Origin of the sequence: Pseudomonas marincola (assembly GCF_900682675.2) — a bacterium.
Taxonomy (GTDB): Bacteria; Pseudomonadota; Gammaproteobacteria; order Pseudomonadales; family Pseudomonadaceae; genus Aquipseudomonas; species Aquipseudomonas marincola.
In genome coordinates this window covers 1,300,998-1,312,429 of sequence record NZ_LR215729.2, presented here as the reverse complement: position 1 = coordinate 1,312,429, position 11,432 = coordinate 1,300,998, and the positions used below count along the sequence as shown (strand labels likewise).

Annotated in this window: 10 protein-coding genes; 8 read left to right on the top strand and 2 right to left on the bottom strand. The window is 57.1% G+C overall.

Annotated elements, in window-relative coordinates; translation table 11 throughout:
• Positions 1-87: 87 nt before the first annotated feature.
• Entirely contained in the window at positions 88-999 is a 912-nt protein-coding gene (gene kdgD / locus PMYSY11_RS06025; protein WP_069900404.1) for a 5-dehydro-4-deoxyglucarate dehydratase, read from the bottom strand.
• Positions 1,000-1,389: 390 nt separating this feature from the next.
• On the opposite strand from kdgD (PMYSY11_RS06025), the gene PMYSY11_RS06020 reads away from it, so the two are divergent.
• From PMYSY11_RS06020 to PMYSY11_RS05985, 8 genes are all read left to right on the top strand, one after another.
• On the top strand, positions 1,390-2,211 hold the full coding sequence (locus PMYSY11_RS06020) for an NAD-dependent epimerase/dehydratase family protein (RefSeq protein ID WP_150548601.1): 822 nt from the start codon (positions 1,390-1,392) through the stop codon (positions 2,209-2,211).
• Between the two features lie 48 nt (positions 2,212-2,259).
• The gene (locus PMYSY11_RS06015; protein ID WP_150548600.1) at positions 2,260-3,141 is read left to right on the top strand and encodes an SMP-30/gluconolactonase/LRE family protein; all 882 of its coding nucleotides are present in this window, start codon (positions 2,260-2,262) and stop codon (positions 3,139-3,141) included.
• 75 nt (positions 3,142-3,216) lie between these two features.
• Entirely contained in the window at positions 3,217-4,188 is a 972-nt protein-coding gene (locus PMYSY11_RS06010; RefSeq protein ID WP_090512826.1) for a TRAP transporter substrate-binding protein, read from the top strand.
• Positions 4,189-4,255: 67 nt separating this feature from the next.
• Positions 4,256-4,786 (top strand): TRAP transporter small permease, encoded by a 531-nt coding sequence (locus PMYSY11_RS06005; RefSeq protein WP_069900408.1) that lies wholly within the window; start codon positions 4,256-4,258, stop codon positions 4,784-4,786.
• On the top strand, positions 4,786-6,066 hold the full coding sequence (locus tag PMYSY11_RS06000; RefSeq protein WP_150548599.1) for a TRAP transporter large permease: 1,281 nt from the start codon (positions 4,786-4,788) through the stop codon (positions 6,064-6,066). The genes PMYSY11_RS06005 and PMYSY11_RS06000 overlap by 1 nt, the downstream gene beginning before the upstream one ends.
• 72 nt (positions 6,067-6,138) lie before the next feature.
• The gene (locus PMYSY11_RS05995) at positions 6,139-7,050 is read left to right on the top strand and encodes an EamA family transporter (RefSeq protein ID WP_150548598.1); all 912 of its coding nucleotides are present in this window, start codon (positions 6,139-6,141) and stop codon (positions 7,048-7,050) included.
• A gap of 57 nt (positions 7,051-7,107) precedes the next feature.
• Positions 7,108-7,998: an aldose 1-epimerase gene (locus PMYSY11_RS05990; RefSeq protein ID WP_150548597.1), complete on the top strand. Its 891-nt coding sequence runs from the start codon at positions 7,108-7,110 to the stop codon at positions 7,996-7,998.
• A gap of 552 nt (positions 7,999-8,550) precedes the next feature.
• Positions 8,551-9,789, top strand: a complete 1,239-nt coding sequence (locus tag PMYSY11_RS05985) for an OprD family porin (protein ID WP_150548596.1) — start codon at positions 8,551-8,553, stop codon at positions 9,787-9,789.
• A gap of 278 nt (positions 9,790-10,067) precedes the next feature.
• On the opposite strand, the gene kdgD (PMYSY11_RS05980) is transcribed toward PMYSY11_RS05985, so the two are convergent.
• Complete coding sequence (kdgD, locus tag PMYSY11_RS05980; RefSeq protein WP_090512840.1) at positions 10,068-10,979, bottom strand: 5-dehydro-4-deoxyglucarate dehydratase; 912 nt, start codon at positions 10,977-10,979, stop codon at positions 10,068-10,070.
• Positions 10,980-11,432: the final 453 nt, after the last annotated feature.

Here is an 11,432-nt window from a genome sequence, read left to right as displayed (position 1 = left end):
AAGTGACCTCCTGATAACAGGCCGCTGCAATGCAACGGCACGTCGAATGTAAGTGAACCCCGAACAAAACAGGGGTTCCGGGGTTTATTACTGCGCGCCTTGTGCCTTGATCAGAGCAGCCAGTTGCTCGTATTCCTCAGGCAGCAGATCAGTCAGCGGGGCTCGAACCGGGCCAGCATCGAAGCCTGAGATTTTGGCACCGGCTTTAACGATGCTCACCGCGTAGCCTGCACGGCGATTGCGGATATCCAGGTACGGCAGGAAGAAGTCATCAATGATCTTGCCAACAGTGGCGTGATCGTCACGGGCGATCGCCTGATAGAAATCCATCGCGGTTTTCGGGATGAAGTTGAACACTGCAGACGAATAAACCGGCACGCCCAATGCCTTATAAGCAGCGGCATAAACTTCGGCAGTCGGCAAGCCGCCCAGATAGCTGAAGCGATCACCGAGGCGACGGCGGATCGACACCATCAACTCGATATCACCCAGGCCATCTTTGTAGCCGATCAGGTTCGGGCAGCGTTCAGCCAGTTGCTCAAGCAGCGGCGCAGTCAAACGGCAAACGTTGCGGTTGTAGACCACCACGCCGATTTTCACTGACTTACACACCGCTTCAACGTGAGCGGCAACGCCTTCCTGACTGGCTTCGGTCAGGTAGTGCGGCAGCAGCAACAAACCTTTGGCACCCAGACGCTCGGCTTCCTGGGCGTACTGAATCGCCAGACGAGTCGGGCCGCCGACCCCGGCCAGAATCGGCACACCGCCGTCGCAGGTATCAACAGCTGTCTTGATAACAGCGGAATATTCATCGGGGGCCAGCGAGAAGAACTCGCCGGTGCCGCCTGCAGCAAACAATGCAGACGCGCCGTAAGGCGACAGCCACTCAAGACGACGCGCATAAGTGTCAGCACGGAAATTGCCGGCAGCGTCAAAGTCGGTCACCGGGAAAGACAGCAGACCGGAAGAGAGGATGGACTTCAGTTCTTGTGGATTCATTATTCGAACACCCTGGGGGAAAACGGTTATGTGAGTCAGTACAGGTACTAAACTGAAGAAATACGTTATCGTACAACTACACATATTGCCAACTGGATTTTCACCCCCAACCGACAGAATACCGTTCGCTGCTGCAAATAATTACGCTGGTATTTCGGTCATATAACATGGATATAACCGCCATCCACAGGCCACAAATCACCGCATAAGCCCAGCAATTCACTGCATCCGGCTAGATTTACACCCTTTAACGTAACGCGCATGTGCAAGCCTTTTCGACTTTAGTCACGTTGACATCCCAAACAAGTCCTGTTGAAATCAGCCAACTTCTAGTCATACGACAACGTATGACCATACAAACAATAACAATCTTTGATTCAGGGCCGCCTAATGACTCCTACCTCATCAGCCCAACCACGTGTTAACCGCCTCCTGCTGACCGGCGCTGCCGGCGGCCTCGGCAAGGTACTGCGCCAGCGCCTGGGCCAGTATGCCGACATCCTGCGCCTCTCCGACATTTCTCAGCTGGAACCTGCCAGCGGCCCACACGAAGAAGTTGTGCCGTGCGATTTGTCTGACAAAGCCGCCGTGCACGCACTGGTAGAAGGCGTTGATGCGATTCTGCATTTCGGTGGAGTTTCAGTAGAGCGCCCGTTCGAAGAGATTCTTGGCGCCAATATCAGCGGCACCTTCCACATTTATGAAGCGGCGCGGCGCCACGGCGTTAAACGCGTAGTATTTGCCAGCTCCAACCATGTGATCGGCTTTTATAAGCAGGATCAGGAACTGGACGCGCTCTCCCCTCGCCGCCCGGATGGCTACTACGGCTTGTCCAAATCCTACGGCGAAGACATGGCCAGTTTTTACTTCGATCGCTACGGCATCGAAACAGTCAGCATCCGTATCGGCTCATCGTTCCCGGAACCGCAAAACCGCCGGATGATGTCCACCTGGCTGAGTTTTGACGACCTCACCCAACTGCTCGAAAAATCCCTGTTCACGGCCAATGTCGGCCACACCATTGTTTACGGCATGTCCGATAACGCCAAAGTCTGGTGGGACAACCGCTACGCAGCACACCTCGGCTTCCACGCCAAGGACAGCTCCGAAGTGTTCCGCGACAAGGTCGAGGCGCAGCCGCCTGTTGCAGCCAATGATCCGGCGGCGGTGTATCAGGGTGGCGCTTTTGTTGCCGCTGGCCCGTTCGAATAAGTCGGCGCGACTTAACCCGGCCCGCGAACAATAATAAGAGACGCCTCCATGCAAGCCGAATTGATACTCGACGCCCGAAATGCCGTCGGCGAAAGCCCGGTCTGGAACATTCAGCAGCAAGCACTTTACTGGGCCGATATTCCGGCGCGCCGCCTGCATTGCTGGCACGCCGCAAGCGGCCAGAGCCAAAGCTGGCAAGCCGATGAAATGCTCGCCTGTATCGCTCATCGTGCAGACAACAAAGGCTGGATCGGCGCAATGCAGAGCGGCATTTTCGACCTGCAGCCGCAAGCCGACGGCACCCTGCAAAGCCGCTTGCTGGCGAACGTCAATCACAGCCACGCTGATATGCGCTTCAATGACGGCCGCTGTGACCGGCAAGGCCGCTTCTGGGTCGGCAGCATGCTGCTCGACATGGCAGCGGGCATTCCAGCCGGCGCGCTTTATCGGTTTGCCGATGGCCAACTGAGCCAGCAACTCGACGGCTTCATCGTGCCCAACGGCCTCGGTTTCAGCCCGAATGGCCGCACCCTGTATTTGTCTGACTCTCACCCGAGCGTGCAACTCATCTGGGCATTCGATTACGACACCGACACCGCCACGGCGCATAACCGTCGCGTGTTCGTCGACATGAATCATTTCCCTGGCCGCCCGGATGGCGCGGCGGTCGATGCCGACGGATGCTATTGGATCTGCGGTAACGATGAGGGCCTGATTCATCGCTTCACCCCGCAAGGCAAGCTGGATCGCTCACTCGCCGTACCGGTGAAAAAACCAGCCATGTGCGCGTTTGGCGGCGCGGATCTGAGCACCCTGTTCGTCACCTCAATCCGTCCCGGCGGCGACCTCTCCGACCAGCCATTGGCTGGCGGCGTGTTTGCTCTGCAACCGGGGGTGAAAGGCTTGCCCGAACCTGAGTTCCGGGGCTGACGCCCCAGGGTTTTCTGCTGTAACCAACGCTGTTCGCAACACTGCATACCAACAAAAACAAAACTGGAGATTCCAATGAACTTCAAACGCAAGTTGCTCGTCGCTGCCCTTCCTCTGATGTTCTGCATGTCGGGTGCTGCTCACGCACTGGAAATCAAATTCGCAGAGATTCATCCGGCAGGTTATCCAACCGTTGTTGCCGAAGAGGCGATGGGCAAGAAGATTGAAGCGGCCACCAACGGCGACATCAGCTTCAAGATGTTCCCAGGCGGTGTACTCGGCTCGGAAAAAGAAGTTGTCGAGCAGACTCAGATCGGCGCGATTCAGATGACCCGCGTCAGCCTCGGCATTGTCGGCCCGGTTGTACCGGACGTGAACGTCTTCAACATGCCATTCGTGTTCCGCGATCAGGCGCACATGCGCAAGATCATTGACGGTGAAATCGGTCAGGAAATTCTCGACAAGATCACCAATTCCGAATTCAACCTGGTCGCGTTGGCCTGGATGGATGGCGGCACCCGCAACCTCTACACCAAGAAGCCGGTGCGCAACATCGAAGACCTCAAAGGCATGAAAATCCGCGTTCAAGGCAACCCGCTGTTCATCGACATGATGACGGCCATGGGCGCCAACGGCATTGCCATGGACACCGGCGAGATCTTCAGTGCCCTGCAGACCGGGGTAATCGACGGCGCGGAAAACAACCCGCCAACCATGCTTGAGCACAACCACTACCAGAACGCCAAGTACTACACCCTGACCGGCCACCTGATTCTGCCGGAGCCGGTGGTGATGTCGAAGGACACCTGGAACTCGTTGAGCGAAGAGCAGCAGGCGCTGGTCAAGAAAGTGGCCAAGGAAGCCCAACTCGAAGAGCGCAAACTCTGGGATGCCAAGTCCGCAGCCAGCGAAGAGAAGCTCAAAGCCGCCGGTGTCGAGTTCATCACGGTCGACAAAAAACCTTTCTTTGATGCCACCGCTCCAGTACGCGAGAAGTACGGCGCGCCTTACGCCGATCTGATGAAGCGCATTGCAGCTGTCGAGTAATACCCTACTCCCTGAAAGCGCCTTGGCGGCGGCTTGCAATGCGTCGCCAAGGCAGTGGTGAAGCCTGATGAAAGATACCTTCTTACGCGTCAACGACGTGATCTACACCAGTTGCATCTGGGTTGCAGGTCTGTCGGTTGCGACCATGGCCCTGATTATTCCCTGGGGCATTTTTACCCGTTACGCACTCGGCAGCGGCTCCAGCTGGCCCGAGCCCGTAGCGATTTTGCTGATGGTGCTGTTCACCTTTATCGGTGCTGCCGCCAGCTACCGCGCAGGCGCGCACATGGCCGTGTCGATGGCCACCGATCGCATGCCGCAACACGTTCAGCGCTATTTAGAAGTGCTGGTGCAACTGCTGATGGCGACCATCTGCCTGTTCATGCTCATTTGGGGCATCAAACTGTGCGCGGCCACCTGGAACCAGTTCAACCCGTCTCTGCCAAGTTTGCGCGTCGGCCTGTGCTATTCGCCGATCCCGCTGGGCGGTGCGCTGACTCTGATTTTCATTGTCGAGCGCATGGTGTTTGGCGACCAGAGCCACCGCAAAGCGGTCAATTACGAACAACACGAAGAAAGCAGTGAGGCCCTGTCGTAATGGACGCTTTTATACTTCTTGGCACCTTTATTCTGCTCATCGTGCTACGCATGCCCGTGGCGTACGCCCTCGGTTTGTCGGCATTGGCAGGCGCCTTCTGGATCAATATCCCATTTCACGCGGTGATGATTCAGGTCGCGGGCGGGGTTAATAAATTCTCCCTGCTGGCCATTCCATTTTTCGTTCTTGCCGGCGCGATCATGGCCGAGGGCGGCATGTCCCGGCGCCTGGTCGCATTTGCCAGCGTGCTGGTCGGATTCGTCCGTGGCGGCCTGTCTCTTGTGAACATCATGGCTTCGGCGTTCTTCGGCGCGATCTCCGGCTCGTCGGTTGCCGACACCGCTTCGGTGGGCTCGGTGCTGATTCCGGAAATGGCCCGCAAGGGTTATCCGCGTGAATTCTCGACAGCCGTAACCGTAAGCGGTTCGGTGCAAGCACTGCTGACGCCGCCTAGTCATAACTCGGTGCTGTACTCGCTGGCAGCAGGCGGCACGGTGTCGATCTCAGCCTTGTTCATTGCCGGTATCGGGCCGGGGATTTTGCTCACTTGCGTGATGATGGGCATGTGCCTGTTCTTCGCCAAACGCCGCAGCTACCCGAAAGGCGAAGTGATCCCGCTCAAGCAGGCGCTGAAGATTTGCGTCGATGCGCTCTGGGGTTTGATGACCATGTTCATCATTCTCGGCGGCATTCTAAGCGGTGTGTTCACCGCAACAGAGTCTGCAGCCATTGCCGTGGTCTGGGCATTCTTCGTCACCATGTTCATTTATCGCGACTATAAATGGCGTGACCTGCCCAAGCTGATGCACCGCACCGTGCGCACGCTGTCGATCGTGATGGTATTGATCGCCTTTGCCGCCAGCTTCGGCTACATCATGACCCTGATGCAGATACCCGCGAAAATCACCACGGCGTTCCTGACCTTGTCAGATAACCGCTATGTGATCCTGATGTGCATCAACGCCATGCTACTGGTACTTGGCACCTTGATGGACATGGCGCCGCTGATCCTCATTCTCACGCCGATTCTGATGCCAGTGATTACCGGTCTGGGCATCGATCCGGTGCACTTCGGCATGATCATGCTGGTGAACCTGGGCATTGGCCTGATTACCCCGCCCGTTGGCGCCGTGTTATTCGTCGGCGCAGCCGTGGGCAAAGTGACCATCGAAAACACCGTCAAAGCACTGCTGCCGTTCTACGCCGCGCTGCTGATGGTACTGATGGCCGTGACCTACATTCCGGCTATTTCGTTGTGGTTACCGCACGCGCTGTTGTAAGCGCTGCATGACTCAGGGAGCGCCGCCTGCGGGCGGCGCATGCTTGAATTGGCCAAGGATGCAAACCCCGCAATGTCTATTTCAACCCCGCTGCCACGGCACATTGCCGTGCTGCTACTGGCCTCACTAGCCTGCTCGTTCGCGGGCAATCACATTGCTGCGCGCATCGCTTTCGATCACGACACCGGCCTGTTGCTGGCCATGCTCTGCCGCGCCGGCGTGACAATGCTGGCGCTCGCCGCACTGATCGCCTATCGCCGCGAGTGGGTTGCTCTGAGCCGCACGACATGGGGTTGGCAACTGCTACTCGGCTTACTCATCGCTATCCAGAGTTTCTGTATCTATTCCGCCGTGATGCGTATTCCGGTGGCGCTCGCCTTGTTGCTGGTAAACATGGCGCCGATTTTTCTCGCCCTGCTCAACTGGGCATTGGGCGGGCCCAGACCCACCCGCCGCGCGGCCATATTAATGGGCCTGATTTTATTCGGCCTGGTCCTGGCACTGAATGTTGCAGAACAGCTTTCGAGCCAAACCGAAATCGACGCACGCTGGATCGAAGGCGTGATGTTCAGCGTCACAGGCGCTGTGGTGTTTGCTTTTGCCCTGTGGATTACCGAACACAAATTACACGCTGTACCCGGCATGGTGCGCAGCGTGCTGACGCTGCTTGTGGTGTTTGTCGCTGCAGCTCTGGTCGGCAGCAGTGGCGTGGTCGAAAACGGCATGCACTTGCCAAGCGCTGCCACCGGATGGATCGCCCTCGCCTGCCTGGTTCTGCTTTACGGGGCAGCCTTCTCCACCCTGTTTATATTCGTCTCGCGCCTCGACATCACCCGCAATGCACCGGTGATGAACATGGAACCGGTGGCGGGCCTGGTGTTTGGCTGGCTGATTCTCGATCAGCACCTTAACGGCATACAGATTATCGGCGGCCTTATCGTGGTCTGCGCTGTGGTGCTGCTGGCCTACAGCAAACAAAAGTAATCAGCCGCGTTGAATAGAGCGCCCCCGAAACCGGCAGCGTTCAACTGGGGATCAAGCATGCAACCCGCATTACTGTATCTCGAAGATTCGCTGACCCGCCTGAGCCTGCTCCCGGAGCGAGGCGCCAGCCTGGTCAACTGGACAATCAAGGCCACAGGCCAGCCGCTGCTGCGCCCCAGCGATGACGCCGCGCTTGCAGCTGGCACGCCGAGGCGACTGGCCTGCTACCCACTGGCGCCCTGGTCGAACCGGATTGCCAACGGCGGATTCGACTGCCCCGACGGCTGGCTGGCACTTTCGGCCAATACTGATCACGATCCTTACCCGATTCATGGCAGTGCCTGGCAACAGGCGTGGCACGCTGAACAACACAGCACCGGTCATGCACGCCTGAGCCTCGATAGCCGCGAACCCTTTGCGTACCGCGCCGAGCTGGATATTTCGCTGGATGAAGGCTGTTTGCATCTGCGCTTACAGGTCACTCATCTGGCCGATGAACCCGCGTGGCATGGTCTGGGCTTGCACCCCTATTTACCCCGCACCGCCGCCACGCGCTTACAGACAGTGGCCAGCCAAGTGTGGCTTGGCGCACCTGGCGAGCTGCCCAGTCAGCCGGGCGCGATACCCGCGCAATGGGACTTCGGGCAACGCAACTGCCTGCCAGACACGCTGGTTGATCATGCCTTCAGCGGCTGGGATGGCCGCTGCGTGATTAGCCAGGAAGACGCCGGCTACCAACTGAGCTGTCGGGCCAGCGGCGCGGATTATTTTTTGCTGTTCTGCCCTCCAAGCAGCGAGTTCTTCTGCTTTGAACCTGTGAGCCACCCGATCAACGCGCATCACTTGCCAGGCCGACCTGGCTTGCGTTTGCTGCGCAAGAACGAGGCAGCCGAAGTGGATTTCAGCCTGCACTACCAAGCGTTCAACGCGCCGCGAGAAACAGACTGACCGGGCGAAATTCAGGGCCAACGCTGGCGCGTTAGCACAATGCTTACCGATGCTTCACGCGAGGGAAGAAAACATGATGTCATCCTACAACTAAAGTTTTTTAGCATTACCAACCTCTAACCCAGTGGCTGATCTTAAAAATCAGACATCAGGCTAAATTCGGCCTAAATAAAGCCGAAAATCAGCAAAAACAGGGTTAAAAGACAAAAAAATATCTCGAATTAGCCAAAAGTAGACATTGACAATAACAAACTCAGCTATGAATAATCAGGCAAGTTGTACGACGACGTACAACACTAATAATAATCACAAAAACAGGTCCAGCATGAAGCTATCAATCCGCACTCCCCATCTGTCGCTTGTTCGCATCACGCAATTGCACCGCCCGATACTGGCGAATTTCAGCCTAGCGAATTGCGCCCAGTAGCTGTCACACAACCCCAAAAAAACTATCCGCACCCCGAACCGGCTCGCTCTTATTGCCTGTAGAACAGCCCTGCGCGCGGTTTCGATGACGGATGCAACTCGGTCACACACTGGAGCAAAATAATAATGACTGCACGCAACGCCCTCTCTCTTGCTGTACTCAACGCCATCGGCGCAGCTGCCCTGCCACTGAGCAGCCAGGCTGCTGGTTTTGCAGATGATGCCAAGGTCAACTTTGGCCTGCGCAACTTCTATATCAACCGTAATTTCACCAACCCGGCTTATCCGCAGGGCAAGGCTGAAGAATGGACCCAGAGTTTCATTCTGGATGCGCGTTCGGGCTTCACCGAGGGCACGGTCGGTTTCGGCGTCGACGTACTTGGTCTGACCGCGATCAAGCTCGATGGCGGCCGCGGCACGGCCAGAACAGGCCTGCTGCCGGTGCATGATGACGGTCGCCCGGCGGATGATTACGGCCGCCTTGGTATTGCCGGCAAGGCGCGTATCTCGAAGACCGAATTGAAGATTGGTGAGTGGATGCCGGTGCTGCCGATTCTGCGCTCCGACGATGGTCGCTCGTTGCCACAAACCTTTCAGGGCGGTCAGCTGACCTCCAGCGAAATTGCTGGCCTGACCCTGTACGGCGGCCAGTTCCGTGGCAACAGCCCACGCGATGACGCCAGCATGGACGACATGAGCTTCGGCAAAGGCGTTTCGGACCGCTTCAATTTCGGCGGTGGTGAATTCCGCTTCAACGAAGACCGCACAATGATCGGCGTCTGGGGCGCAGAACTGAAGGATGTGTACAACCAGCAGTTCTTCAATCTGGTGCACACCCAACCGGTGGGCGACTGGACGCTGGGCGCCAACCTCGGCTACTTCATCGGCGGCGAAGACGGCAGCGAACTGGCCGGCAAGATGGACAACAAAACCAGCTCCGGCCTGTTCTCGGCCAAGAGCGGTTCGCACACCTTCTACCTCGGCCTGCAGCGAGTCAGCGGTGACAAGTGGATGCGCGTGAACGGCACCAGCGGCGGCACCCTGGCGAACGATAGCTACAACTCAAGCTACGACAACGCTGAGGAACGCTCCTGGCAGGTTCGTTATGACTTCAACTTCGCAGGCCTCGGCATTCCCGGCATGACCCTGATGAACCGTTATATCAGCGGCGACAATATCAAGAGCGGCGCAGTTGATGACGGCAAAGAGTGGGGCCGCGAAACCGAGCTGGCCTACGTCGTCCAAAGCGGCGCATTCAAGAACCTGTCGATGAAATGGCGCAACAGCACGATTCGTCGTGACTTCAGCACCAGCGAGTTCGATGAAAACCGCCTGATCTTCAACTACCCGCTGCCGATTCTGTAACACCTCACGCGACCTCCTCCACGTAGCACTTTACCCGCCCTTGAGGCGGGTTTTTTATGCCCGCAGTTCACTGAGCGATACCCAAGCGAATCGCTCAGGTATACGCCGCAAACACACGCGTCATAGTTCAAGCCACCCGCAACCAACAGCGGATAGCCCTGCCCCGTCAAACCCCTGGAGGAGATAGACAGCGAGTCGCACCAGCAAGACAGACCTTGGCGGCCTAGAAGACGCTGGGCCAGAACAGCCCAGCGGTATTACAAGCAACTCAACAAGTGTTACTGAGCGCCTTGGGCATCGATCAGAGCAGCCAGCTGCTCGTATTCCTCAGGAAGCAGATCTGTCAGCGGGGCGCGAACCGGGCCAGCATCGAAGCCTGCGATTTTGGCGCCGGCTTTAACGATGCTCACCGCGTAGCCTGCACGGCGGTTGCGGATATCCAGATACGGCAGGAAGAAGTCATCAATGATCTTGCCAACGGTGGCGTGATCTTCACGGGCGATTGCGTGATAGAAATCCATCGCGGTTTTCGGGATGAAGTTGAACACCGCAGACGAATATACCGGCACGCCCAGTGCCTTGTAGGCAGCGGCATAGACTTCGGCAGTCGGCAGACCGCCCAGATAGCTGAAACGATCACCGAGGCGGCGACGGATCGACACCATCAACTCGATATCACCCAGGCCATCCTTGTAACCGATCAGGTTCGGGCAACGCTCAGCCAGCTGCTCCAGCAGCGGCGCCGTCAGGCGGCAAACGTTGCGGTTGTAAACCACCACGCCGATTTTCACTGACTTACACACCGCTTCAACGTGAGCGGCAACGCCTTCCTGACTGGCTTCGGTCAGGTAGTGCGGCAGCAGCAACAAACCTTTGGCACCCAGACGCTCGGCTTCCTGAGCGTACTGAATCGCCAGACGGGTCGGGCCGCCGACACCGGCCAGAATCGGCACACCGCCGTCGCAGGTATCAACAGCTGTCTTGATAACAGCGGAGTATTCATCAGGGGCCAGCGAGAAAAACTCGCCGGTGCCGCCTGCAGCAAACAATGCAGACGCGCCGTAAGGCGACAGCCACTCAAGACGACGCGCATAAGTGTCAGCACGGAAATTGCCGGCAGCGTCAAAGTCGGTCACCGGGAAAGACAGCAGACCGGAAGAGAGGATGGACTTCAGTTCTTGTGGATTCATTATTCGAACACCCTGAAAAGCGAGTTGTGATGGGAGTAGTTCAGCTCATGCTGTAGTCATACGTTATCGTACAACTATAAATAAAACCATACCTGTCGTCTTGTAAATTGATATGTAGCCGGCAACGTGCATAGCTACAGCACACGAACGTCTGCGAAATATTGCTTAAAAAGCCGAAAATAGACGGTCTTAGGCCACTTAACCTCAGCCAAACACACAACCACAGCAATCCACTCTTTACGCTGCAGGCGATGAAATACCTGTTTGCGATGACATCGCATCGTTGACAAGCGGGTTTCGAGATGTTGATAATCGAGCCAAGTCATACGACAACGTATAACACTAAAAACAACAATCGAATTACAGGCCCTGCTATGCCATTTTCATCACAGGCCCATCCGCACCTCTGCATCCGGTGCGGCGTAAAGTTGACCCGCACCAGCCTCTCAGCTG

Bases quoted from the DNA above. Each gene is read 5' to 3' on its own strand.
- kdgD (WP_069900404.1), bottom strand. From the start codon at position 999: ATGAATCCACAAGAACTGAAGTCCATCCTCTCTTCCGGTCTGCTGTCT.
- PMYSY11_RS06020 (WP_150548601.1), top strand. From the start codon at position 1,390: ATGACTCCTACCTCATCAGCCCAACCACGTGTTAACCGCCTCCTGCTG.
- PMYSY11_RS06015 (WP_150548600.1), top strand. From the start codon at position 2,260: ATGCAAGCCGAATTGATACTCGACGCCCGAAATGCCGTCGGCGAAAGC.
- PMYSY11_RS06010 (WP_090512826.1), top strand. From the start codon at position 3,217: ATGAACTTCAAACGCAAGTTGCTCGTCGCTGCCCTTCCTCTGATGTTC.
- PMYSY11_RS06005 (WP_069900408.1), top strand. From the start codon at position 4,256: ATGAAAGATACCTTCTTACGCGTCAACGACGTGATCTACACCAGTTGC.
- PMYSY11_RS06000 (WP_150548599.1), top strand. From the start codon at position 4,786: ATGGACGCTTTTATACTTCTTGGCACCTTTATTCTGCTCATCGTGCTA.
- PMYSY11_RS05995 (WP_150548598.1), top strand. From the start codon at position 6,139: ATGTCTATTTCAACCCCGCTGCCACGGCACATTGCCGTGCTGCTACTG.
- PMYSY11_RS05990 (WP_150548597.1), top strand. From the start codon at position 7,108: ATGCAACCCGCATTACTGTATCTCGAAGATTCGCTGACCCGCCTGAGC.
- PMYSY11_RS05985 (WP_150548596.1), top strand. From the start codon at position 8,551: ATGACTGCACGCAACGCCCTCTCTCTTGCTGTACTCAACGCCATCGGC.
- kdgD (WP_090512840.1), bottom strand. From the start codon at position 10,979: ATGAATCCACAAGAACTGAAGTCCATCCTCTCTTCCGGTCTGCTGTCT.